The 22,011-nt window shown below is 71.1% G+C and carries 24 protein-coding genes; 9 read left to right on the top strand and 15 right to left on the bottom strand.

The features are described from left to right. The first annotated feature begins 64 nt into the window (after positions 1 to 64). The 4 genes from ACFFR3_RS29910 to ACFFR3_RS29895 all read left to right on the top strand — a co-directional run bounded on the left by ACFFR3_RS29910 (position 65) and on the right by ACFFR3_RS29895 (position 3,613). The gene (locus ACFFR3_RS29910; RefSeq protein WP_364378511.1) at positions 65 to 565 is read left to right on the top strand and encodes a hypothetical protein; all 501 of its coding nucleotides are present in this window, start codon (positions 65 to 67) and stop codon (positions 563 to 565) included. A 465-nt stretch (positions 566 to 1,030) separates the two neighbouring features. Further along, positions 1,031 to 2,212, top strand: coding sequence for a hypothetical protein (locus tag ACFFR3_RS29905; protein WP_379484222.1), 1,182 nt, complete (start codon positions 1,031 to 1,033; stop codon positions 2,210 to 2,212). Between the two features lie 90 nt (positions 2,213 to 2,302). Further along, the gene (locus ACFFR3_RS29900) at positions 2,303 to 2,713 is read left to right on the top strand and encodes an ATP-binding protein (protein WP_364378516.1); all 411 of its coding nucleotides are present in this window, start codon (positions 2,303 to 2,305) and stop codon (positions 2,711 to 2,713) included. A gap of 108 nt (positions 2,714 to 2,821) precedes the next feature. Then, complete coding sequence (locus ACFFR3_RS29895; protein ID WP_345385671.1) at positions 2,822 to 3,613, top strand: class I SAM-dependent methyltransferase; 792 nt, start codon at positions 2,822 to 2,824, stop codon at positions 3,611 to 3,613. On the opposite strand, the gene ACFFR3_RS29890 is transcribed toward ACFFR3_RS29895, so the two are convergent. Continuing rightward, entirely contained in the window at positions 3,610 to 4,581 is a 972-nt protein-coding gene (locus ACFFR3_RS29890; protein ID WP_345385669.1) for a DUF1838 family protein, read from the bottom strand. The genes ACFFR3_RS29895 and ACFFR3_RS29890 overlap by 4 nt on opposite strands. A 249-nt stretch (positions 4,582 to 4,830) precedes the next feature. Here ACFFR3_RS29890 and ACFFR3_RS29885 point away from each other — a divergent pair, with 249 nt between their 5' ends. Beyond that, entirely contained in the window at positions 4,831 to 5,028 is a 198-nt protein-coding gene (locus tag ACFFR3_RS29885; RefSeq protein WP_345385667.1) for a hypothetical protein, read from the top strand. Positions 5,029 to 5,093: 65 nt separating this feature from the next. Here the strand turns inward: ACFFR3_RS29885 and ACFFR3_RS29880 are convergent, their stop codons facing one another. Further along, complete coding sequence (locus ACFFR3_RS29880) at positions 5,094 to 5,888, bottom strand: hypothetical protein (RefSeq protein ID WP_364378524.1); 795 nt, start codon at positions 5,886 to 5,888, stop codon at positions 5,094 to 5,096. A 226-nt stretch (positions 5,889 to 6,114) separates the two neighbouring features. On the opposite strand from ACFFR3_RS29880, the gene ACFFR3_RS29875 reads away from it, so the two are divergent. Beyond that, a complete protein-coding gene (locus ACFFR3_RS29875; protein WP_379484221.1) occupies positions 6,115 to 6,696 on the top strand; it encodes a DUF4865 family protein in 582 nt (193 codons plus the stop codon). Positions 6,697 to 7,012: 316 nt separating this feature from the next. Here ACFFR3_RS29875 and ACFFR3_RS29870 read toward each other — a convergent pair whose 3' ends face one another. The 10 genes from ACFFR3_RS29870 to ACFFR3_RS29825 form a co-directional block, all read right to left on the bottom strand. Next, positions 7,013 to 7,885, bottom strand: a complete 873-nt coding sequence (locus ACFFR3_RS29870; RefSeq protein ID WP_379484220.1) for an aldehyde dehydrogenase family protein — start codon at positions 7,883 to 7,885, stop codon at positions 7,013 to 7,015. Continuing rightward, positions 7,878 to 9,299 carry an aldehyde dehydrogenase family protein gene (locus ACFFR3_RS29865; RefSeq protein ID WP_355430127.1) on the bottom strand — a complete coding sequence of 474 codons (1,422 nt, stop codon included), beginning with the start codon at positions 9,297 to 9,299 and terminating at the stop codon, positions 7,878 to 7,880. Before ACFFR3_RS29865 ends, ACFFR3_RS29870 begins: the two co-directional genes overlap by 8 nt. 14 nt (positions 9,300 to 9,313) lie before the next feature. Further along, complete coding sequence (gene deoC, locus ACFFR3_RS29860; protein ID WP_364378533.1) at positions 9,314 to 10,234, bottom strand: deoxyribose-phosphate aldolase; 921 nt, start codon at positions 10,232 to 10,234, stop codon at positions 9,314 to 9,316. Next, positions 10,227 to 11,252 carry an ABC transporter permease gene (locus ACFFR3_RS29855; protein WP_345385659.1) on the bottom strand — a complete coding sequence of 342 codons (1,026 nt, stop codon included), beginning with the start codon at positions 11,250 to 11,252 and terminating at the stop codon, positions 10,227 to 10,229. Before ACFFR3_RS29855 ends, deoC begins: the two co-directional genes overlap by 8 nt. Then, positions 11,249 to 12,748 (bottom strand): sugar ABC transporter ATP-binding protein, encoded by a 1,500-nt coding sequence (locus ACFFR3_RS29850; protein WP_379484219.1) that lies wholly within the window; start codon positions 12,746 to 12,748, stop codon positions 11,249 to 11,251. Before ACFFR3_RS29850 ends, ACFFR3_RS29855 begins: the two co-directional genes overlap by 4 nt. Continuing rightward, entirely contained in the window at positions 12,745 to 13,683 is a 939-nt protein-coding gene (locus ACFFR3_RS29845) for a sugar-binding transcriptional regulator (protein WP_345385651.1), read from the bottom strand. Before ACFFR3_RS29845 ends, ACFFR3_RS29850 begins: the two co-directional genes overlap by 4 nt. Then, positions 13,673 to 15,181 (bottom strand): FGGY-family carbohydrate kinase, encoded by a 1,509-nt coding sequence (locus tag ACFFR3_RS29840; protein WP_345385649.1) that lies wholly within the window; start codon positions 15,179 to 15,181, stop codon positions 13,673 to 13,675. The genes ACFFR3_RS29845 and ACFFR3_RS29840 overlap by 11 nt, the downstream gene beginning before the upstream one ends. A gap of 2 nt (positions 15,182 to 15,183) precedes the next feature. Next, entirely contained in the window at positions 15,184 to 16,239 is a 1,056-nt protein-coding gene (locus tag ACFFR3_RS29835) for a galactitol-1-phosphate 5-dehydrogenase (RefSeq protein ID WP_345385647.1), read from the bottom strand. A gap of 13 nt (positions 16,240 to 16,252) precedes the next feature. Continuing rightward, entirely contained in the window at positions 16,253 to 17,242 is a 990-nt protein-coding gene (locus tag ACFFR3_RS29830) for a substrate-binding domain-containing protein (protein ID WP_345385645.1), read from the bottom strand. A gap of 144 nt (positions 17,243 to 17,386) precedes the next feature. Beyond that, the gene (locus ACFFR3_RS29825; protein ID WP_379484218.1) at positions 17,387 to 17,674 is read right to left on the bottom strand and encodes a hypothetical protein; all 288 of its coding nucleotides are present in this window, start codon (positions 17,672 to 17,674) and stop codon (positions 17,387 to 17,389) included. A gap of 488 nt (positions 17,675 to 18,162) precedes the next feature. Here ACFFR3_RS29825 and ACFFR3_RS29820 point away from each other — a divergent pair, with 488 nt between their 5' ends. Further along, the gene (locus tag ACFFR3_RS29820; protein ID WP_345385641.1) at positions 18,163 to 18,288 is read left to right on the top strand and encodes a hypothetical protein; all 126 of its coding nucleotides are present in this window, start codon (positions 18,163 to 18,165) and stop codon (positions 18,286 to 18,288) included. A gap of 49 nt (positions 18,289 to 18,337) precedes the next feature. On the opposite strand, the gene ACFFR3_RS29815 is transcribed toward ACFFR3_RS29820, so the two are convergent. Further along, positions 18,338 to 18,835, bottom strand: a complete 498-nt coding sequence (locus tag ACFFR3_RS29815; protein WP_364378546.1) for a DUF6292 family protein — start codon at positions 18,833 to 18,835, stop codon at positions 18,338 to 18,340. A 345-nt stretch (positions 18,836 to 19,180) separates the two neighbouring features. On the opposite strand from ACFFR3_RS29815, the gene ACFFR3_RS29810 reads away from it, so the two are divergent. Continuing rightward, positions 19,181 to 20,056: a helix-turn-helix domain-containing protein gene (locus ACFFR3_RS29810; protein WP_364378549.1), complete on the top strand. Its 876-nt coding sequence runs from the start codon at positions 19,181 to 19,183 to the stop codon at positions 20,054 to 20,056. Between the two features lie 43 nt (positions 20,057 to 20,099). After that, positions 20,100 to 20,282, top strand: coding sequence for a DUF397 domain-containing protein (locus ACFFR3_RS29805; protein ID WP_345385633.1), 183 nt, complete (start codon positions 20,100 to 20,102; stop codon positions 20,280 to 20,282). A gap of 87 nt (positions 20,283 to 20,369) precedes the next feature. Here the strand turns inward: ACFFR3_RS29805 and ACFFR3_RS29800 are convergent, their stop codons facing one another. Both ACFFR3_RS29800 and ACFFR3_RS29795 read right to left on the bottom strand, forming a co-directional pair. Then, the gene (locus tag ACFFR3_RS29800; protein ID WP_379484217.1) at positions 20,370 to 21,125 is read right to left on the bottom strand and encodes an SDR family NAD(P)-dependent oxidoreductase; all 756 of its coding nucleotides are present in this window, start codon (positions 21,123 to 21,125) and stop codon (positions 20,370 to 20,372) included. A gap of 31 nt (positions 21,126 to 21,156) precedes the next feature. Beyond that, on the bottom strand, positions 21,157 to 21,942 hold the full coding sequence (locus tag ACFFR3_RS29795; RefSeq protein WP_345385631.1) for a sensor histidine kinase: 786 nt from the start codon (positions 21,940 to 21,942) through the stop codon (positions 21,157 to 21,159). Between the last annotated feature and the right edge of the window lie 69 nt (positions 21,943 to 22,011).

Here is a 22,011-nt window from a genome sequence, read left to right as displayed (position 1 = left end):
TTGAAATCACTCCATCGCACAGTAAGGCCATCCGCTGAACAGCACAGCAAAAAGGACGGCCCCGATGACGCTCCCCCGTACGCTCGCCTTAGCCGCCGCCACCCTCGCCACCGTCGCCACCGCGGCCGCCCTCGCCCCCGCCGCCCACGCCGCCACCACCCCCGCCGAGACGACCGAGCTCGCCGCCCCCGCCAAGTCGTGGGGCACGTACTACGCGCCCAGGCGCGCCGCAAAGGCGTGGGGCACCCTGACCGCCACCGGCGAGGACCACGCCGACCTGCCCACGGCCGACTCCGTCCGCATCACCGGCAAGGTCTACGACAACACCCGCCGCTCCTCGTGCGGCTGGGCCGTCCTCCGCATCACGTACCGCTCGGGCAACGAGCTGCCCTTCCGCGAGCGGTGGGTCCGCGACTGCAGCTACGGCAGCCCGAAGCACTTCTCGCTCCGCTACCGCGACGTCTACCAGGTCGAGCTCAAGGTCTGCTCCGAGCCGAAGGCCAAGAAGCCGTCACTCACCTGCCTGTACGCCGGCACCTGGAAGACCCTCTACCTGTCGAAGTGAGCCCCTCGAACGGCCTCCGGCCACGACACGCGGCGAGCACGGAACCGTCCTCCATGGGAGGGGAGGAGGACGCCCGTGCTCGACGACGTCGCGGCCGGAGTGCTGACCGGGCGGCGCGGCCGCCGCGGCAACGACGCCGCGGCGGCCGTCCGCCGGTACTGAAGCCTTTGCTCTAGTACGTGGCGGTGCGCGGGGCCGGTTCACTCTCATGCCATATGGCCGTGGACCGGGGGAAACGTCGAAATGTCGCCACACAATGGGGCAATGACTCACCCTTCAGCGCCGGACCCGTTCGGTCCGTACACGCATGGGAAGCCTAAGCAGGGATGGCGGGACTACGGCCGCGCCCCGTACGAGCAGCCAGGCCCCACGCCCCGGAGCCGCCCGGCCCCGGCATCCCAGCCCCAGCCGGACCCCGAGCCGGAGAGCCAGTGGCCCAGTCATGGACCGCTCGCCGGGGAACGCGTGCGGAGCCCGGGCCGCAGGGAGAGCGGGCCGCACCCGCGGCAGGGCAGCCCGCCACCCGGCTTTGGCGGCGCACCACCGGGCCGCCACAGCCAGCCCGGCCCCCCGGACGACCACCCTGACGCGCCGGACCCATACGTCTCTCAGGACTCGTACGGCCAGGACTCGTACGGCCAGGACTCGTACGGCCCCCAGGACGCGTACGGCCAGGACCTGTACGGCCGCCCTGACCCGTATGGCGACCAGGGCTTATACAGCCGCCCCGCCCCCTACGGGGACCAGGACCCGTACGGAGTCTACGGCGACCCCTACGGACGCCAGACCCCCTACGGTCCCTATGGTCAGCAGCCGCCCCAGGAGCCCTACGACCTGACCGCCGGCCCCTTCGACCGCCCGCCGAAGCGCGGCAAAACCATGATCATCGCCCTCTCGGCCGCCCTGGGCGTCGTCCTCCTGGGCGGCGGTACGGTCGGCGCCGTCTCCTACCTTAAAGCCTCGGGCAGCACGCCCGCGGCCCTCCCGGACGGCAGCGGCACATCAGCCCCTGTCGAAGCGCCCTCACCCTCGGACGAACCGGCCGAGGCGGAGGCCGGCGACAACCCCAAGACGAAGGCGACGGGCAAGCCGCCGGACCCCGCAGAAGAGCCGTCCCCCAGCACGTCTCCCAGCACGTCTCCCAGTACGTCATCCAGCTCGGCCGCCCAGCCCGGCTCACCGATCGCCCACACCGAGTTCGACGACTGGAAGTTCAACCTGTCGGGCGTGAAGTTCGACGCGAACAAGGTCGGCGGCTGGACCTACGAGACCTGCGAGCCCGTGGACGCCCAGGGCCTCCTGGCCAAGAACGACTGCCGCCGCGCCATCCAGGTCGCCTACTCCGCCTACCGCGGCCACCTCAAGGCGGTGCAGGTCATGCTGGAGTTCCCGTCGGACAAGGCGGCCAGGAACGCGGCCACCCGCATCACCAAGCTCACCACCGACGCCGTCAACATCCGCAGGGACATGGCCCTGCGCACCTTCGAGTACGGCAAGATCAGGACCAGCCCGGCCAAGAACTACGTGGTGGTCACCATCGTCACCGCGGACAGAACGGCCCAGTCGAAGGCCGACAAGTTCCACCTCTACATGCAGGCGGATTCGGTCGGCTACTTCCTGCTGCGCGACGTGACGATCACCAGCTGATGGGGGGAAGCATTCCCCATTAATGCCTAGGAAACTGTTTGTCAAGGGTTGTGTAGGGCATGGGATGGTAATCGGTCGGGAGGTGATGGTATGGAACTGGGAATGGCACTGTCGATCCCCCTGGAGAACGCCTCTGTTTCGCTGACGCGCAATGTGCTGGACGTCGCGTTGAAGCGGTGCGGGGTCCCCCGTGACGCCCGCCACGACATAGGGCTGGCGCTCACCGAGGCGTGCGCGAACGCCGTGCGCCACTCGGACGCCGAGCGGGACTACCAGGTGGACGCGGCACTGCACCGCGATCGGTGCGTGGTGGAGGTGACCGATCACGGCTCGGGGTTCGCCATCGAGGACTTCGGGGAAGGCGCGCCGCCCGACGCGGAGGGCGGGCGCGGCCTGCACCTGATTCACGCGCTGACGGACCGGGTGGAGATTCGTCATCATCGGGGGAGAGGCGTCACCGTGCATTTCGAGAAAGTGCTGGACGCCGCGCTCGCCGGATAGCGCCCGGCGGGAAAGATCACACGTTTCGGACCCGGCCGTACGTGGCATGACGCTGTGAACCGTACAGGCCGGATCGGCCGCACCCCCTCCACCCGGGAGCGTCACTCCATGAAACAGCACGCCGAACTGAAGGACTTCTGGGAGCAGCGCCTGCACGCCGACTGGACGGAGAGCGGCGTCGGCTACCAGCGGCTCGGGCTGGCGTTCAACACGTGGATGTACCGGGTGCGCGGCGAGGTGTTCCGGCGCGAGGTGGCGGCGCTCGGCCTCGACCTGTCCTCCGCACGCGTGCTCGACGTGGGCTCGGGCACCGGCTTCTACCTGCGGCAGTGGCGGGCGCTCGGCGCGAAGTCCGTCACCGGCTCCGACCTGACGGAGGCCGCCGCGCAGCGCCTGCGCGCCCGCTTCCCCGGCACCGACATCCTCCGGCTCGACATCGCCGACCCGGGTGACACGCTCGAACCCGCCTCCTTCGACGCCGTTTCGGCCATGGACATGCTGTTCCACATCACCGACGACGAGCGCTACCGCTCCGCGCTGCGCTCCGTCGCGCACGCGCTGCGGCCCGGCGGCACGTTCGTGCTGTCGGAGAACTTCCTGCACGGCAAGGAGCAGCGCGGCGACCACCAGGTCAACCACACGCTCCCCTGGATCACCGGCGCGCTCGCCGACGCCGGGTTCGACGTCGTACGCCGCGTGCCCATGCTCGTGCTGATGAACGCGCAGGTCGACGCCAACCCGGTGTGGCGCAAGCTGTGGGGCGGCCTGCTGCGGGCGGTCACCCTCACCGAGACCACCGGCGAGGTCGCGGGCGGGCTGCTCGCGCTGGCGGAGCGGCGGCTGGTCCGCGCCCTGCCGGAGAGCCCCACGACGGAGCTGATGATCTGCCGCCGCCGCTAACGGCCGTTCGCCGAGCACCAGGCGGCCCAGGTGGTGGCGCCGCCGCCGAGCTGCTTGGCGTGGAAGGACGACCAGGAGTTCTGGCTCGGGCCGGGCTGGCCGGGCGCGCTGCGGTAGAGCGGGTGGCGCGCCTCGACCTCGGCGCGCAGCCACGGCTCGACCTCGCCGTAGGAGTCCAGCGACCAGCTCCGCGCGTGGTAGGTGAGCCCGCCGCGCACCTCGCTCTCGGCCAGGCACATGAACGGCGCCCACGGGCTCGTCCGCGCCCAGCTGATCTTCGTCTCCATCGCCCCTGACGGCACCCGCCCCGGCCTGGTACGCGCGGCCACCTCCCGCTCGTCCACGAAGAAGTCGAACATCTCCTGCGCCGTGTAGACGCCGCCGGTCAGCCCGAACCGCTCGCCCAGCGTGGCGCCGAAGTCCGTGCGTACGGGGATGTCGCTGGTCCACGTCGTCTCGTCGTGCAGGCGGCGCACCGGCGGGCCCGCGTAGGACGGGGTGACGTCGAAGGGCCCGAAGTTGACGGTGTCGTTGTTGATGGGCACGACGGGGTACGTCTTCCCGTCCACCGGGTTCGTCCACTCGCGCAGGATCCGCGTGGGGTCCGCCGGGTCGGTGTAGAAGACGATCTCGCGGGAGAGCTGGTGGAGCCGGGTGGTGCCGGGCTCCCGGTAGAGGCGGCGGATGTTGTACCCCTCGATGCCGAACAGCTTCTGCCCGTGCCGCAGCGCCGGGTCGAGGGCGTTGCCCGGCACGTCGGCGTACACGCTGCCGGAGATCCTGAACACCATGTCGGCACCGTCGGGACGGCCGTACGTCTGCAGCGACAGCCGGGCGTTCCTGTCGGTGACCTGCCTGAAGACGGGGTCCGGGTCGGTGGGGTCGCCGGTGCCGGCGCTCGCCGGGACGGCGACGCTCATCAGCAGGGCGGCCAGGGCGAACGACCTGGTCAGCAGGGATCGCTTCATGGGGGGTGCCTCCGCGCACGGGGATGGGGAGGCCATTGTGATCATGCCGCCGCCGTCGCGTCCACCCGGTGTGGACGGAGGGTTGTGGCGGGTGTGTGGTGACGATGTGGCGCGAGGGGAGAGGCTGGCGATGAGCCGTCCACCGTCCATCCCGGGACGGGGCTCCAGGCGAAGGAGGACCCCCAGACAATGGCCAGCACGCACCGAGGTCCGATCAGCTTTCTGCGTACATCCGCCCGAGCAGTGACGATGTCGGCCGCCATCGCGGTCGCCGCCGTGGGTCTGAGCGCCGCGCCCGCCTCCGCGGCCTCCTGGCACCCGTACCAGGCGTACAAGAACTACGACACGTGCGTGGAAGTCGGCAAGTACGCGGTCGCCTACGGCAAGTCCACGAAGTACAAGTGCGACTGGGACAGCCCTTACTGGCTGCTCTCCCTCTACTACTGAGGCGGCTGAGCCCCTGACGGGGTGGGGTGTGCGCCCGGCGGAGGCTCCGCCGGGCGTTTCTCAACTCACTTCCACGACAGCAGCCGGCCGCGGAACTTGGGGTGCTTGGTCTCCCAGTAGCGCCAGCCCTCCACCCGGCTCGGCACGTTGGCGATGCCCGAGGAGACCTTGCGCCGGTCGCAGGTGGCGAGGACGGACCAGGCCGACCAGCCGATGCGGTAGCCGAGCACGCGGTACCACATGTTGCCGTACATGCCGTCGCTGATCTCGCGCGTGTAGTCGTGACCGCTGAAGACCTTGTGCCGTTCCTGCAGGTGGGGTAGGCCGAGCCGGCGGATGCTCTCCACCACGGCCTTGGTGTCGGTCCCCGTGCTGACCGCTGTGTCGGTCGCCGTGCCGTTCGCGGGGTCGGTCCCGGTGGGGTCTCCCGGGGCGTTCACGGGGTCGATCACGACGTCGGCCCCCGCGTCCGCACCCTGGTCGTCCCGCGGCCTGTCCCGCTGCTTGCGCAGCGTCTTCTCCTTCTCGTTCTCGGCCTCCAGGAAGGCGACCACCTCGTGCTCGCGGGTGACCGAGACCGTGATGGAGCCGCCGGGGCCGTCGATGAACCGGGTGCGCGGGATGAAGAAATTGCGCGGCGACTGCTGATGAATGCGCCAGAAAGTACGCGGGCGGCAGTTGCGGCCGCCGTCCTCGTCGGTCCTGGTCGTGTGGAATCCCCGGTCGCTATGAATTTTGCGCAGTTTACGGAACTTGTCGTGGTCTGAGTCCGCGCTGGCCGGAGCCGCGGTGGCCGCCAACGCCACCGTGAGGAGGGCGTGGGTGGCGGGTCGCGCCAGTTTTCGCAATGGGGTGAACATCTACCGTCCCTTTCGGAAAAGCACTCCTCGGTGGCCAGGCCGGTACGATGCTTACAGTTGACGCGAGCCCGGTGACAACGCCACGCCGCAGATGAATGGTCCACACCTGGCAAGATCAGGTGAAAGAGCGTCAATATCCGCCGCTGTTCCCAAAGAAACGATCACGGCAGGGCGCGGCTGTACCTACTAGTATGTATAGTCCGACCATGGAAGGACGGCCCCTCACGTGTACGCCAAGCAGTACGAGATCACCCTGCCCGCCGACTACGACATGACGATCATCCGCAAGCGCGTCGCCGACCGCGGTCACCTCCTCGACGACCGCGCGGGCTTGGGCCTGAAGGCGTACCTCATCCGCGAGCGCGGCATCGGCGGCTCGCCGGTCAACCAGTACGCCCCCTTCTACCTGTGGAACGACACCGGGGCGATGGCCCGGTTCGTCTTCGGGGGCGGCGGTTTCCAGGGCATCGTCAGCGACTTCGGCCGCCCCGCCGTCCTGCACTGGACGGGCGTCGCCTGCCACGCGGGCCCCGCCCGCACCGCACCGCCACGGGCGGCCTCCCGCCGGCTGACGCCCGTACCCGACCTGGACTCCATCGAGCGGGAGGCCGAGCGCCTGCGCGAGCTGTCCCGCCAGGACGGCGTGCACACCGCGGCGCTGGCCGTCGATCCGCATCACTGGCAGCTCGTGCGGTTCGTGCTGTGGGCGGAGACCTCCGCGCAGGACGCCGACGCCACCGAGCGTTACGAGGTGCTGCACCTGTCCGCGCCGGCCCTGGACGGCCTGCCGGAGGGCCGGACCTGGTGACGGGCTCTTGATGGGCGACCCCGGAGGGAACGTGCGCGACACCAGGAAGGCGCGCGCCGCCGCAGGGGAGGGCATGGGCGTGCGCCGCCGTCACGCGCGTCCCCGCCGGGGTTCACCAGTCCCTGACTCTCACTCACGCCGGGGCTATGGTCGTCACCCTAACGGCGAAAGCCGGCAAAAGGACCTGCTGCCAGGGCTTTTGTGACAACACTGTGTCAAAGGAGCGGACAGCGCCTGTCATGCGACGGCCCCGGCGCCAGGAGCGCCGCGGCCTGAGGCGTGCCCGGGAGGTGCGGTGTGCCAGGCCGTGCGAGGGTCAGCGGCCGATCGGGTGCCAGACCGTCTTGGTCTCCACGAAGGGCCTGATGCGGTCCAGGCCGGGATCGGCGTCGTGCCAGTCGTCCTGCGGCCGGGGCCGCAGCACCCGCTTGAGCGTGGTGGCCGCCAGCTCCTCCAGCTCGGTCGCCAGCTCACCGGCGCCCGCGAGGTCGAGCGCGTTCACGTCCGCGTGCCCGGCCAGGGGCAGGCCCAGCTCGGCGACCCGCCCGGTGAGCACGTTCGCCACGCCGCCCGGCAGGTCGGACGTGGCCAGCGCCTCGGCCAGCGTGATCGCCGGCAGCGGCGCCCGCTCGTCGGCGACCAGCACCGCCGTGTTGCCCGCGGTGATCACCGGGGCGAGCACCGAGACCAGCCCGAGCAGCGACGAGCCGGTGGGCGCGACCACGCCGACGACGCCGGTCGGCTCGGGCTCCGACAGGTTGAAGAACGGCCCCGCCACCGGGTTCGCGCCGCCCAGCACCTGACTGATCTTGTCGGCCCAGCCCGCGTAGTAGACCCAGCGGTCCACGGCCGCCGACACCAGCGCCCGCGCGCGGTCCGCGCCGACGCCCTCGGCCGCGGCCACCTCGGCGGCGAACTGGTCGCGCCGCCCCTCCATCATCTCGGCGACCCGGTAGAGGATCTGCCCCCGGTTGTAGGCGGTACGTCCCGACCAGCCGGGGAACGCCTTGCGCGCGGCCACCACGGCGTCGCGCACGTCCTTGCGCGAGGCCAGCGCGGCGTTGGCGAGGTGGGACCCGTCCGCCGACGTCACGGGGTAGGACCTCCCTGATTCCGAGCGCGGGAACGCGCCGCCGACATAGAGCTTGTACGTCCTGAGCACCGCGATACGCGGCGGGGTCTCAGCCAAGGTAGGCCTCCAATCCGAGCAACCCGCCCTCGCGGCCGTACCCGGACTCCTTGTAGCCGCCGAAGGGACTGGCGGGATCGAACACGTTGAAGGTGTTGGACCACACGACGCCGGCGCGCAGCCGGCTCGCGGTCCAGAGCATCAGGGAGCCCTTCTCCGTCCAGACGCCGGCCGACAGCCCGTACGGCGTGTTGTTCGCCTTGGCGACGGCCTCCTCCGGCGTGCGGAACGTGAGCACCGACAGCACCGGGCCGAAGATCTCCTCCCTGGCGACCCGGTGCGCCTGCGTGACCCCGGTGAACACGGTCGGACGGAACCAGTAGCCGCGCTCGGGCAGCTCGCAGGCCGGCGACCACGAGGTCGCGCCCTCGGCCTCGCCCGCGGCGGTCAGCTCGCGGATCCTGGCGAGCTGCGCGGCCGAGTTGATCGCGCCGATGTCGGTGTTCTTGTCCAGCGGGTCGCCGAGCCGCAGCAGCTCGATGCGGGCGCGCAGCCGTTCCAGCAGCTCCTCGGCGATCGACTCCTGCACCAGCAGCCGCGAGCCCGCGCAGCACACGTGGCCCTGGTTGAAGAAGATGCCGGACACGATGCCCTCGACGGCCTGGTCGATGGCCGCGTCGTCGTAGACGATGTTGGCGCCCTTCCCGCCCAGCTCCAGCGTGAGCCGCTTGCGGGTGCCCGCCACGGCGCGGGCGATCTGCCGCCCCACCTCGGTCGAGCCGGTGAAGGCCACCTTGTCGGCGCCCGGGTGGGCGACCACGGCCCGGCCGGTGTCGCCGGCGCCGGTCACGATGTTCACCACGCCGGGCGGCAGGCCCGCCTCCTGGCAGATCTCGGCGAAGGCGAGCGCGGTCAGCGGCGTCGTCTCGGCCGGCTTGAGCACCACCGTGTTGCCGGTGGCCAGCGCGGGCGCGACCTTCCACGCCAGCATGAGCAGGGGGAAGTTCCACGGGATGACCTGCGCGGCCACGCCCAGCGGCTTCGTGCCGACCCCGGCGTGCCGGAGCTTGTCGGCCCAGCCGGCGTAGTAGAAGAAGTGCTGCGCGACCAGCGGCAGGTCGATGTCGCGCGTCTCCTTGATGGGCTTGCCGTTGTCGAGCGACTCCAGCACGGCCAGCTCGCGGGAACGCTCCTGGATGATGCGCGCGATCCTGAACAGGTATTTGCCGCGCTCGGCGGCCGGCAGCGGCCCCCACACCTGCTCGAAGGCGCGCCGCGCGGCGGCGAAGGCGCGGTCCACGTCGGCCTCGCCGGCCGCGGCCACCTCCGACAGCGGCTCCTCGTCGGCCGGGTTGACGGTGACGATGCGCTCGTCGCTCTTGGCCGCGACGAACTCGCCGTCGATGAACAGGTCGTACGACGGCCGGATGGACACGATGGAACGTGACTCCGGCGCGGGCGCGTACTCGAAGATCTCCACGCCTCTCCCTAGTCGATGGTGTAGTAGTCGGGCCCGGCGTAGTGCCCGGTCGAGAGCTTGGTCCGCTGCATGAGCAGGTCGTTCAGCAGCGAGGACGCGCCCAGCCTGAACCAGGCGGGGTCCAGCCAGCCGGCCCCGGCGATCTCCTTGACCAGCACGAGGTAGCGCATGGCGTCCTTGGTGGTGCGGATGCCGCCGGCCGGCTTCACCCCGGCCTGCCGCCCGGTGGCGGCGCGGTAGTCGCGTACGGCCTCCAGCATCACCAGCGTCACCGGCAGCGTGGCGGCGGGGGACACCTTGCCGGTCGAGGTCTTGATGAAGTCGGCCCCGGCGTGCAGCGCCAGCCACGACGCGCGGCGCACGTTGTCGTAGGTGACCAGCTCGCCGGTCTCCAGGATGACCTTCAGGTGCGTGTCGCCGCACTGCTCCTTGACGGCCACGATCTCGTCGAACACCTTGCGGTAGTCGCCGGCGAGGAACGCGCCCCGGTCGATCACCATGTCGATCTCGGTGGCGCCGGCCGCGACCGCGTCGGCGGTGTCGGCCAGCTTGACCTCCAGCGACGTACGCCCGGAGGGGAAGCCGGTGGCCACCGAGGCCAGCCCGACCCCGGTGCCCGCCAGCGCCTCGGCGGCCGTGGCGATCATGTCGGGGTAGACGCACAGCGCCGCCACCGACGGAGCGCTCGGATCGGCCGGGTCGGGGCGCACGGCCTTGGCGGCCAGCGCCCGCACCTTGCCGGGGGTGTCCGCCCCTTCGAGCGTGGTCAGGTCGACCATGCGGATGGCCAGGTCGATGGCCTCCCGCTTGGCCGTCGTCTTGATCGACCTGGTGGCCAGGCCGGCGGCCCGCCGCTGTACGCCGACCTCGTCGACGCCCGGCAGACCGTGCAGATAGGCCCGCAAAGAGCCGGGGATGGTGTCAGGCACGAGCGCCACGCCTCTCGATGAGCATGTTGAGTACGAGGGCGACCAGCAGGATGAGGCCGGTCACCACCATCTGGAAGAAGGAGCCGAGGCCGAGCAGGTTGCACAGGTTGCGCAGCACCGACAGCAGCAGCACCGCCACGAACGTGCCGAACACCCCGCCCCGGCCGCCGAACAGGTTGGTGCCGCCGAGCACGACGGCGGCGATCGCGTCCAGCTCCAGCCCGTTGAACGCGGTGGGCTGCCCCACGGTCAGCCGCGAGGTGAGCAGCACCCCGGCCAGCGCCGCCAGCGCGCCCGACACCGCGAACACCGTCGTGATCACCCCGCGCACCGGCAGTCCGGACAGCCGGGCGGCCTCCTTGTTGCTGCCGACGGCGTAGACGTACTCGCCGAACGTGGTGCCGCGCAGCACCAGGGCGGCCAGCACGGTGATCGCCACGAAGATGATCCCGACGATCGGCACGTAGCCGATGAACCCGCCGCCGAGCAGCTGGAACCCCTCGGAGGCGTTGGCCTCCGCGGGCTTGCCGTCGGTCAGCAGATACGTCAGGCCGCGGATCGCGGTCAGCCCGGCCAGCGTGGTCATGAACGCCGGCAGCGACAGGTACGCCGACAGCCCGCCCATGATCGCGCCGAACACCGCGCCTGCCGCGATGCTGATGAGGATCGCCGGCAGCACCGGCACCCCCGACCCGATGAGGATCGCGACCGTCATGCCGCCGAACGCGGCCACGCTGCCCACCGACAGGTCGATGCCGGCGGTCAGCACGACCATGGTCATGCCGATGGCCACGATCCCGGTGAGCGAGGACTGCTGGAGCAGGTTCGCGATGTTGCGGCCGGTCAGGAACTGCGGCGCCAGCAGCGAGGCGACCACGCACAGCCCGAGGAAGACCAGCAGCAGGTTGGACTTGACGATGAGGTCGGCGCCGCGGCGCCGGCGGGCGCCGCCATCCTGGGGGGCGGCTGCGGTCGCGGTGGATCCCGGCGAACCCGTGGATCCGAGCGAAGCTGTCATGGTGCGGCTCCTGTGATGACGGTGTGCGCGATGACGTTCTCCGGGCTGACCCGGGGGTCGAAGTGCGCGACGTTGCGGCCCTCGTACAGGACCTGGATCCGGTCGGCGTTGGCGGTCAGCTCGTTGAGCTCGCTGCTGGCGAGCAGCACGGCCACGCCCTGGTCGGCCAGGTGGCGCACCTGGCGGTAGAGGTCGGCCTTGGCGCCGACGTCCAGGCCGCGCGTGGGCTCGTCCAGCAGCAGGACCCTGATCCCGCCGCGGGTGATCCACTTGGCCAGCACGACCTTCTGCTGGTTGCCGCCCGACAGCTGACCGACGAGCTGGCCGGGGCCCGACGCCTTGACGCCGAGGTCGGCGAGCGCCGGCTTGGTCAGGCGCTGCCCGGCCCGGCCGGGCAGCAGCCACGGCGGCTTGCCGAGCGCGCTGATCGCCGCGTTGCGGCTGACCGACAGGCCCAGCATCAGGCCCTGCTCCTTGCGGCTCTCCGGCACCAGGGCCAGGCCCGCGCGGACGGCGGCGGCCGGGCTCGCGACCTTGAGCGGCCGGCCGCCGAGCGTGGCGGTCACCTGGGCCTTCAGGTCGCCGAACAGGGCGCGCAGCAGCGTCGTACGGCCGGCGCCGCCGAGCCCGGCCAGCCCGACGACCTCGCCGGGCCGTACGTCGAGGTCGCGCACGTCCAGCAGGCCGGGCACGTGCACCCGCTCGACGCTCAGCAGCGGCTCGCCCCGCGGCGCGGCCCGGTCGGTGGCGCCCACCAGCTCGCCGCCCGCCTCGCCGATCATGGCGGCGACCAGCTCGTCGGGGCGCGTGGAGGCCAGGTCGTAGACGCCGACCGCGCGGCCGTCGCGCAGCACCGTGGCCCGGTCGCCGATGTCCATGACCTCGTCCATGCGGTGCGAGATGAAGATGACCGAGCGGCCCTCGGCGGTGAGCGACCTGATGACCGCGAACACCGCCTCCAGCTCGCTCTCGCCGAGCGTCGCCGACGGCTCGTCCATGACGATGACCCTGGCGTCCGCCGTCAGCGCCTTGGCGATGGCGGTGAGCTGCTGCGCGGCGATCGGCAGCGTGCCGACCCGCGCGCTCACCGGGAAGTTCGCGCCGACCCGGTCGAGCGCGGCGCGGGCCAGCTTGGCCCGCTGCCCCCTGCGGACGAAGGGGCCCAGCCTGGGTGCCCTGCCGAGCAGCAGGTTCTGCGCCACGGTGAGGTCGGGCAGCAGGTCCAGCTCCTGGTAGATGACCGCGATGCCGGCCGCGAGCCCGGCGTGCGGGGTGGCGGGCGCGTACGGCTGCCCGTCGAGCAGGATCGTGCCCTCGTCCGGCTGGTACGAGCCCGCCAGGACCTTCATCAGCGTGCTCTTGCCCGCCCCGTTCTCGCCGAGCAGGCAGTGCACCTCGCCGGGCCGCACGCTCAGCTCGACCCCGTCGAGCGCGACGGTGCCGGGGAACCGCTTGACGATCCCGGACATGTGCAGGCGTTCGGGAGTCTCGCTCATGCCGCCTCCAGCAGGTGTCTGGCGTTGTGGTCGTCGGTGATCAGCACGTCGCACAGGCCGCTCGTCACCACCGCACGGCAGACCGCCCGCTTGGCCGTGCCGCTGACCAGCGCGACCGACGTGGCGGCCGAGCGCAGCAGGTCGAGGGAGAGCCCGAGGGTGCGGCCGTCGAGGTCGGGGTCGACGATCCGGCCGTCCGCGTCGATGAAGCGGCCGAGCACGTCGCCGACCGCGCCGGCGGCGGCCAGCCCGGCGAGGTCGCCCGCGTCGATCTGCCCGGAGTCGACCAGCACCGAGTCGTTCCCCATGGCGCCCGGGCTGAACAGGAACAGGTCCGCCTTGGCGGCCAGGGCCAGCACGTCGGCGACGGCCCTGTCGCTCTCCAGCACCTGACGGGTGCTCTGCTGCTGCAGGATCGCCGGTGCCGCCAGCAGCGTCGCGGTGCCGCCGCCGTGGTGGGCGATCAAACTGGCCATGCTGTGCGCGCTGGTCGGCTCCCGGGATCGGCTGAGCGCGCCGTTGATCTGCACGACGTGCACGCCCGTGGCCCAGCCGGGCGTCAGCCCGCCGGCCAGGCGGTCGAGCGTACGCCCCCAGGACACCCCGATCAGCCGGGGCGCCGGCCGCATCTCCATCAGGTGGTCGGCGCCCGCCGCGGCGACCCGGTCGCGGGCGTGCTCGGCGTCCTCGCCGCCGACCGACACCACGACGGCCTCGCGCAGCCCGAACCGCTCCTTGACCGCCTGCTCCAGCGTGCGGACGCGGGAGCGCGGGTGCAGCACCTCGATGCGGACGATGCCGACCTCGCGCGCCTCGGCCAGCATCCTGCCCACCTTCCAGCGGGTCAGGTGCATGGCGTTGGCGATCTGCTCCTGCGTCTCGCCCGACTCGTAGTAGCGCACCGCCACCTGGTAGAGCTGGTCGTCATCGCTCATGGCGGCCTCCGCTCAGCCGGTGGGAGATGCCCGTCGTCGCGGCCGTGGCCTCCCGGTAGCCGGCGTAACCGGCCTGGTACGCCGCCGCGTGCGCGGCGACCGGCTCGACCGTGCGCACCTTGGGCGCGTACTCCGCGGCGGCCTCCGCCAGCGACGCGTGCCGCCCCGAACCGGTCGCGGCCAGCACCGAGCAGGCCCGCAGCGTCAGGTTGTCGCCGGTGACCAGGTGCACGGGGCGGCCGAGCACGTCGGCGGTGGTCTGCAGCCACAGCTCGTTGTGCTGGATGCCGCCCGACAGGAAGATCTCCGACACCGCGACGCCGCCGTCGGTGAAGGAGTCGACGACCTGGCGGGTGCCGTACGCGACGCCCTCGACGGCCGCCCGGTAGACCTGCTCGGGCGTGCTGGCCAGCGTCAGGCCGAGCACCGCGCCGCGCAGCCGGGGGTCGCGCAGCGGGGTGCGGTTGCCCATGAAGTAGTCAAGCACGATCAGGCCGTGCTCGACCGGCGGCACCCGCGTGGCGGCGGCGATCAGGCCGCCGATCTCGGCGCGCGGCCGGCCGATGAGCTTCTCGCCCGCCCAGGCCAGCACCGAGCCCGCGCTGACCTGCCCGCCCTCGACGAGCCACCGGCCCGTGCGCAGCGCGTCCGGGTAGGGACCCCACACCGTGGGCGGGAACACCGGCTCGGCGATCTCCGTGACGAACGCGTTGGACGTGCCGCACACGATCGACACGTGGCCCTCCTGGGCGCCGCCGATGGCCAGCAACGACAGGTGCGCGTCGATGCCGCCGGACACCACCGTGGCGGTGCCCGTGACGCCCAGCTCCGCGCGGGCCGGCTCGGCCAGCGGCCCCACCGGGTCGCCGACCGGCACGATCTCGTCGGGCAGCTTGGCGGCCAGGTCGGCGACGCCGAGCTGCTCGTACAGGTCGTGCGGGAAGCCCGCGCCGCGCGGGTCGTAGTTGCTCTTGCAGACGGCGTTCATGCGCGACCCGGCCCAGCGGCCGGTCAGCCGCCACACCATGTAGTCCACGGCCTCGACGATGCGGGCCGCCGCCCGGTACGTCTCCGGCTCGTGCCTGGCCAGCCACATCGCCTTGGGCACCAGCCACTCCACGGCGTCGCTGCCGCCGGCGTACCGCAGGACCGGGTGGCCGGTCCGCGCGGTCAGCTCCGACTCCTCGCCGGCGCGGCCGTCCATCCACAGCAGCGCCGGGCGCAGCGGCCGGCCACGGCCGTCCAGCACGGCCACCGTCGAGGCCGTGGTCGCCACCGCGACCCCCTCGATCGGCGGGCCGCCCGCGGCGGCGAGCGCCTGCCGCGCGGCCGACACGCTCGCCCGCCACCAGTCGTCCGGATCCTGCTCGGCCCAGCCAGGCCGGGGGAAGCGGGTCGGATACGCCTCGGCGCCCGACCCGAGCAGCGCCCCCTGGTCGCCGTAGACCGCCGCGCGGGCGCCTTCGGTCCCCAGGTCGAGGGCGAGGAAGGCAGCCATGCTCACTCCTCGTTCGGCAGGAAGAGGACCTTCGAGCTGAAGATCGACCGCTCGCCCAGGGCGGCCATGGTCTCCGGCAGGGCGTCGAGACCCAGCTCGTGGGTGATCATGAACTTCCAGGCCAGCTCGCCGGAGGCCAGCGCGCGCGCCGCCGTCCGCCACTCGTCGCCGGGGAACGGCGCCGAGAAGGAGTTCCACGCCCCGTGCAGGGTGACCTCGCGGCGCAGGAACGAGCTGAACGTGGACTCCGGCAGCACCACCGGGTCGTGCGGGATGCCGATGAACACCGCCTCTCCGTGCCGGCCCGCCAGCGCCACCGCCTGGTCGATCGTGGCGGGCACGCCCGCCGACTCGATGACGATGTCGTAGCCCTCGCCGGCCACCTCGGCCGCAGCCTCCGCGCTGGTCGCCGTGTGGGTGGCGCCCGCCTCGGCGGCCATCGCGGCCTTCTGCTCGTTCAGCTCGATCGCCAGCACCTCGGACGCGCCCGCGAGCCTGGCCCACTGCACCGCGAACAGCCCGATCGGGCCCGCGCCGACCACCGCCACCCGGCGGCCGCCGCGCATGTTCGTCCGCCACAGGGCGTGCAGCGCGATCGCCGCCGGGTCCATCATGGCCGCCGCCCTCGGGTCCAGGTCCGCGGGCAGCACCATGAGATTGCCCGCGGGGACGGTCACGTACTGGGCGTACGCGCCGTCGCGTCGGCTGCCGAAGTAGCCGTACTTCTTGCACAGGCTGAAGTGGCCCTGGGTGCACGGGCCGCAGGTGCGGCACGGGATCAGCGGGGGGACGGTGACCAGGTCGCCCTCGCGGACCTTGCCCTCGGCGGCCAGGTTCGCGCCGAGCCCGACGACGTGGCCCGAGAACTCGTGCCCGCAGATGATCGGGAAGTGATAGGCGATCCCCGGCTGCAGCATGCGCGAGATGTCCGAGCCGCACACGCCGCAGGCCGCCACACGTACGAGCGCCTCGTCCGGGCCCGGCTCGGGCACGGGCACCTGCTCGACCCTGATGTCGCCGGGCGCGTGGAGCACCGCCGCCTGCATGGTTTCCGCCATCGTTGTGCCTTTCCTACTTCTCTTGTGCCGCGGCGAACTCGCCGTCGCCGATGTACTGGGCCGCGTTGCCCTTGTCGATGAGCGCGGTGCCCGCGTCGATGTTCGGCTCGACCTGCTCGCCGTTCTTGACCTTGAGCACGGTCTCGACGGCCTTGGCGCCGAGGGAGAGCGGGTCGTTGAGCGCGGTGGCCACGTACTGGCCGTCCGGGATCTGCTTGACCGCCTCCATGAGGCCGTCCACGCCCGCGACCAGGACCTTGTCCTTGCCGTTCTCCTTCAGGACCTGGAGCGCGCCGAGTGCCATGTCGTCGTTGTGCGCGTACACGGCGGCGACGTCGGGGTGCACCTGGAGCAGGTCCTGCATCGCGGTGACCGCCTTGGAGCGCACGTAGTCCGAGTACGGGCCCTCGACGATCTTGATGTTGGGGTTGCCCTTCACGGCGTCGTGGAAGCCGGCGCTGCGGTCACGCGCCACCGCGCCGCCCGCGTCGCCGCGGATCTCGATGACCTTGCCGCCCTTGTCGCCGAGCGCCTCGCTGAGCCGCTTGCCGACGAGCTCGCCCATCGCCTTGTTGTCCCGCCCGACCTGGGCGACCGCGCCCTCGGGCACCGGCCGGTCCACGGTCACGACCGGCACGCCCGCCGCCTTGGCTGCGGCGATCCCGGGCTGCACGCCCTGGGGGTCCACCGGGTTGACCAGCAGGACGTCCACCTGGCGGGTGATCAGGTCCTGGATGTCGTTGTTCTGTTTGGTGACGTCGCCGCCCGCGTCGGCGAAGTAGAGCGAGGCGCCCGCCTTCTTGGCGGCGGCCTCGGCGCCCTCGCGGAGCTGGACGTAGAAGGGCGACTGCTGGGTCGCCTGGCTGAAGCCGATGGCGACCGGGCCGCCGGACTTCTCGCCGCCCGCTTCCGTCGACCCGCCTGGTGTGGACGACACCGAGCAGGCGGTCAGGGCGGAGATCAGGAGGAGTGCAGGGATTGTGAGCAGCCGAAATCTACTCATGGGGGCCTCCGTATGTGACGTAGGTAACGCACCGTAAGTCGGGAATTAACCTCGATGCAACACTTGAGCCGGAATTTGCTCATATGAGCAGACTTGGGGCCCTTGCTCCTGGTGTCCTTTGACCGTCACAGGAGTTTCCGCAGGTCACAGCCGTTGCGGCGGCTCCGCGGCGCCGTACGTGTCGGAAGCTCGACCGCGCAGCTGTCGTGGATGCAGGACGCCTTCGTCCTGCCGGTCGCCGCGCTGATCCTCACTGCAGGAGTGTTCGCCGACGTCCACGGGCGCGAGAAGATCTACCAGGCGGGCCTCGTCCTGATCGGCCAGGCGGTGCCGGACGTGTGGCGGCGCGGCACGTACATCGGCTGGTGGACCACCTGCATGATGGCCGCCATGGCCGTGCCGCCACTGATCGCCGGCGTCGTGCTCGAACACGCCGGCTGGCGCTGGATCTTCCTCCTTCCGGTGCGCGACCTCGTACGGCGAACCGCTCGCCGTGGCGGCGCTGGCGGTGGCCGTGCTCAGCGGCGCCGCGTTCGTCCTGGTGGAGCGGCGCGCAGCAGCGCCCCCATGCTGCCGCCGTCGTTGTTCCGCAGCCCGGCCTTCACCGCCTCGACCCTGGCCGTGCTGATCAGCTTCCTCGGCCCTGATCGGCTTCTTCTTCGTGCTCAGCCTCTACTTCGGGCTCGTCCAGCAGCTGAGCACCCTGGAAGCGGGCCTGCGCATGGTGCTGGTCAACGTCGTCTCCATGCTGCTAGGCCTGGTCATGGGGACTCGCCCTCGACACCCTGCCGACCCATCTCACCGGAGCCGGCCTCACCGGCGCGTCCGCCCAGCAGGTCCTGCACACCGCCGACGCAGGCGGCCTCGGCGCAGTCGCCGGCCTCGACCTCGGCCCCGCCACCGCCCAGGCGCTGACGGCGGTGTCGGGCGCGTTCCTGGACGGCATGCGCCTCTGCCTGAGCGTCTCGGGAACCCTGCTGGTGGCCGCCGCCCTCGCCGCCGCCGTGCTGCTGCGCCGCACCGGCGAACGCGTACGGACCGGCTGACCCCCGTCAAGGCCCCCCGCCCCACACAGGGGGCCTCGGAGATCGGCCCTCAGGCCCCGGCGGACGGCTCGCGCGGCGCCACATACGGCACGTCCGGCGGCAGATGCTCCCGCAACCGATCATCGAACCCGTCGTCGACGTCCCGATACGACCGGTACGCCGGCGGATAGTGCCACCCCCAGGGCTGCTCCCTGTGATGCCCCCACCACCAGCGCCGCGGCTGCCGCAGCCGCTCCACGATGGCCAGCACCGTGTCCCCCACCTCGGCCGGATCGGGCAGCACGTCACCACCGAAGTACCGCTGCCGCCTCAGCAGCGTCGGGCAGCGCACGTCTCCCCGCACGAAGCTCCCGAACCGCCACCCGCTCTCCTCGTCCCAGGCCAGCGCCAGCACGCACTCCTCGACGAGCTCCCGATCCTCGATGAGGATGGAAGCCGAGCGCGGCAGGAACTCCGCCATCCAGTGATCACTCGGCTGAACGGCCCGCCGAACGAGAGCCAGGTAGACATCGTGCAGGTAGCCGACATGCAACTCCTGCCACTCCACATGCCAGACACCCCTGGGCGTCACCACATCGGTGCCCGTGGGGCGGCGACCCCACGCGGCAAGCCGGTCGAGCTGAGCTCCGGCCTTGACCCGCCCTTGAGGACCAGGGACATGCAAGGCTCCCCTCTTTCTCGCGGAACCAGGGATGCCGAGCTGCCGACATGCGACGGGCTTTTGAAGGGCGTCCCCGTCGTCGGCGATTTCTGTGGTCATCCGCACCCCTCCCGCTACCAATGGTGAGGTATGGTAAGTCTGCATGCAATCTTGCACGCAGTCTTACTTCTGTGGCTCAATATCTGGAGTGATCAAGGCTCTGTCCGGGAATTAGCCACTTTTGGGACATATATGGTCAATCGCACTTCTCCGCCCACCGTGCAGCGTCGCATTCTGGCGCGGGAGCTGCGTCATCTCCGTGAACGTGCGTCCCTGACGGGCGACGACATCAAGGACCGGCTCGGCTGGTCGCCTTCCAAGATTTCCAGGATCGAGAACGCCCGCATCAGCGTCTCGCAGGGCGACATCGAATTGTTGCTCGACGTCTACAATGCCTCCGCCGTCCAGCGCGAGCGCCTTCTGGCGCTGGCCGGCCAGACCCAGACCCCGCACTCCTGGCGGGCCTATCCCGCGCCGACGCAGGAGTTCCTGTCGTTTCTCGAAGTCGAGGCGGTGGCCGACTCGATCCGGCAGTGGGAGGTGGGGGTGGTGCCGGGCGTCCTGCAGACGGAGGCGTACGCGCGGCATCTGATCCAGAGCTGGCGCGACATCGACGACACGCTGACGCAGCGTCAGGTCGAGGACCGCGTCGCCATCCGGCTGAACCGCCAGAAACGCTTTCTCCCTCCGGAGTCATCGCACATATGGATCGTTATGGACGAATCCATACTTATGCGGACAGTCGGTGGGCCTGACGTCATGGCGGAACAATTGCAGCAGCTGGTGGACTTCTCCCTGCTGCCCAACGTGAAGCTCCAGGTCGCACCGCTCGATCGGCCCCGGGGGGTGTTCGAGGAGTCCTTCACCCTGCTGAATCTGGACCGGAGCAACCCCCTCGAGCAGTGCCTGGTCTACATCGACCACAATCTCACCAGTCAATTCCTGCTGGATGAACAGCGCTCGATCTACTTCGAGAAGATGTTCGAATATTTCCACAGGAGTGCGTTGGACGAGGAGACGAGCCGCACCATCATTTCGAGATACAACCGTGATGCATCCATGGTTTGAAGTGGCCAGCGGTGCTGGTGGGGCGGCCGATAATATTCCCCGCATGCAAGATCAGTGGACGCGGTCCAGCTTCTGCGGGCATAACGGAAATTGCGTTGAAGTCCGCCTGCTGGATGACGATATGGTCGCCATTCGCGACAGCAAGAACCTTGGCCAGCAGCCCCTCGTGATCACGGCCTCCGCCTATCGGCAGCTGATCGAGAAGGTCAAACGAGGCGACGTCTAGCGCGTCCACTCACGAACCATCGACCACCATGCCCGCCTCAGCAGCCGGCGCCCGTGAAGGGCGTCGGCTGCTCGTCGGTTCGGCCGGTCAGGTGAGGTTCAGGCCGCCGTCCACGGCGAGGATCTGGCCGGTGAGCCAGGTTGTGGTGGGGTCGGCGAGGTGGAGGATCCAGGTGGCCACCTCCTCCGGGACGCCGCGGCGGCCCAGGGGGATGCTGGCGGCCTCGTCCTGCTTGATCTGGGTGACGGTCTCCTCCGGGAGGCCGGCGGCGGTCAGGGCCTCGCTCTCCGTGGGGCCCGGTGCGACGGCGTTGACGCGGATGCCGTCGGCGGCCAGTTCCAGGGCCCAGCTTCTCGTCAGCTGTTCGATGGCGGCCTTCGAGGCGGCGTAGTGGGCGGCGCCGGGCAGGGGGCGGTGGCCGTACGTGCTGGAGATGTTGATGATCGTGCCGCGGGTCCTGCGCAGGTAGGGCAGGGCGGCGTGGGCCAGGAGGCTCGGGGCGGTGACGTTCAGGGCCAGGAGGCTGGCGATGCGCGTCGCGTCCGTCTCCGCCAGCGGCATCATGGCTGTGCCGCCGGCGTTGTTGACCAGGACGTCGAGGTGGCCCCAGCGGTCCGTGGCGGCCTTCACCACGGCCTGCGGGGCGCCGTCCGCGGTGATGTCGGCGGAATGGACGGCGATGCCGGGGTGGTGGGTGGCGGTCTCCTCCAGAGGGGCCGGGCGGCGGCCGACGGCGAGTACGTGCGCGCCCGCCTTGGCCAGGGTGATCGCGGTGGCCCGGCCGATGCCGGAGCCGGCGCCGGTGACGATCGCGACGGTGTTCTCGAGATGACGACTGGTCACGTGCTGAACTTCCTTGCTCTGTTCGGTGCGGTCAGATGCTGGGGTGGGTTCGTGGGCCCGCACGGAGGGGGAGGCGCAGCGTGACGTGGGCGCCGTGGGTCTCGACGTGCAGGCTGCCGTGGTGGGCGGTGGTGATGGCGCGGGCGATGGCCAGGCAGAGTCCGGAGCCTCCCTGGTCGCCGACCGGCTCGTCGCTCGTTTCCGAGGGGTCGTCGCTGGTCAGGCGGAGTTCCGCGTAGTCGGCCGTGCGGTCCAGGGTGACGGTCGCCGGGTGGCGGGTGGCGCCGAGGAGGATGGCCAGGAGGCGGGTCAGGTAGGTGGAGGAGGCGCGCGTGAGGACGGTCGGGTCCAGGCGGAGCCGCACGTCGCCGACATCGGCCGACGCCGACTCCACCAGGGCGGTCAGGTTCACGTCGGTCAGTTCGCGGTCGTCGAGACCGGCTTCGAGCCTGGACAGCAGGAGCAGGTCGGTGGTGACGTTTTCCAGCCGGTCCAGGTCGTCGCTGACGTGGTCGAGCAGGTCGGTCACGTCGATGTCGTCCGGGTGCCGCCGCGCCGCCTCCACCTGGACGCGCAGCGCGGCCAGCGGCGTACGGACCTCGTGGGAGGCGTCGGCGGTGAAGCGCCGCACCGCATTGGCCCGTTCGTGCAGCTCGTCGGCGCGCGGGATGAGCACGGGCATGCCCATCAGCTCGTCCTGCTCGCGCCCGCAGGCGTCGAGGCAGGGCTGGTTGGCCGCCACGATCGTCATGTCCCCTGCCATGACCAGGCACGGGTTCGGGACGGCCGCGAGCAGGGCGGCGTGGTCGTGTCTCATCGGGTTCCTCCCCAGGCGCTGAGCGAGCCTGTCACCAGCTAGGACAGCGCAGCCCTCCGGTCTGTGACC

It is taken from the genome of Nonomuraea salmonea, from assembly GCF_042428605.1.
GTDB classification, from domain to species: Bacteria; Actinomycetota; Actinomycetes; order Streptosporangiales; family Streptosporangiaceae; genus Nonomuraea; species Nonomuraea salmonea.
The sequence above is the reverse complement of the archived record's forward strand: the minus strand, read 5'-3'. Positions and strand labels throughout refer to the sequence as shown.

Coding starts and splice junctions, on each gene's coding strand:
- ACFFR3_RS29910 (WP_364378511.1), top strand. CDS start 65: ATGACGCTCCCCCGTACGCTCGCCTTAGCCGCCGCCACCCTCGCCACC.
- ACFFR3_RS29900 (WP_364378516.1), top strand. CDS start 2,303: ATGGAACTGGGAATGGCACTGTCGATCCCCCTGGAGAACGCCTCTGTT.
- ACFFR3_RS29895 (WP_345385671.1), top strand. CDS start 2,822: ATGAAACAGCACGCCGAACTGAAGGACTTCTGGGAGCAGCGCCTGCAC.
- ACFFR3_RS29890 (WP_345385669.1), bottom strand. CDS start 4,581: ATGAAGCGATCCCTGCTGACCAGGTCGTTCGCCCTGGCCGCCCTGCTG.
- ACFFR3_RS29885 (WP_345385667.1), top strand. CDS start 4,831: ATGTCGGCCGCCATCGCGGTCGCCGCCGTGGGTCTGAGCGCCGCGCCC.
- ACFFR3_RS29880 (WP_364378524.1), bottom strand. CDS start 5,888: ATGTTCACCCCATTGCGAAAACTGGCGCGACCCGCCACCCACGCCCTC.
- ACFFR3_RS29855 (WP_345385659.1), bottom strand. CDS start 11,252: ATGACAGCTTCGCTCGGATCCACGGGTTCGCCGGGATCCACCGCGACC.
- ACFFR3_RS29850 (WP_379484219.1), bottom strand. CDS start 12,748: ATGAGCGAGACTCCCGAACGCCTGCACATGTCCGGGATCGTCAAGCGG.
- ACFFR3_RS29845 (WP_345385651.1), bottom strand. CDS start 13,683: ATGAGCGATGACGACCAGCTCTACCAGGTGGCGGTGCGCTACTACGAG.
- ACFFR3_RS29840 (WP_345385649.1), bottom strand. CDS start 15,181: ATGGCTGCCTTCCTCGCCCTCGACCTGGGGACCGAAGGCGCCCGCGCG.
- ACFFR3_RS29835 (WP_345385647.1), bottom strand. CDS start 16,239: ATGGCGGAAACCATGCAGGCGGCGGTGCTCCACGCGCCCGGCGACATC.
- ACFFR3_RS29830 (WP_345385645.1), bottom strand. CDS start 17,242: ATGAGTAGATTTCGGCTGCTCACAATCCCTGCACTCCTCCTGATCTCC.
- ACFFR3_RS29810 (WP_364378549.1), top strand. CDS start 19,181: ATGGTCAATCGCACTTCTCCGCCCACCGTGCAGCGTCGCATTCTGGCG.
- ACFFR3_RS29805 (WP_345385633.1), top strand. CDS start 20,100: ATGCAAGATCAGTGGACGCGGTCCAGCTTCTGCGGGCATAACGGAAAT.
- ACFFR3_RS29795 (WP_345385631.1), bottom strand. CDS start 21,942: ATGAGACACGACCACGCCGCCCTGCTCGCGGCCGTCCCGAACCCGTGC.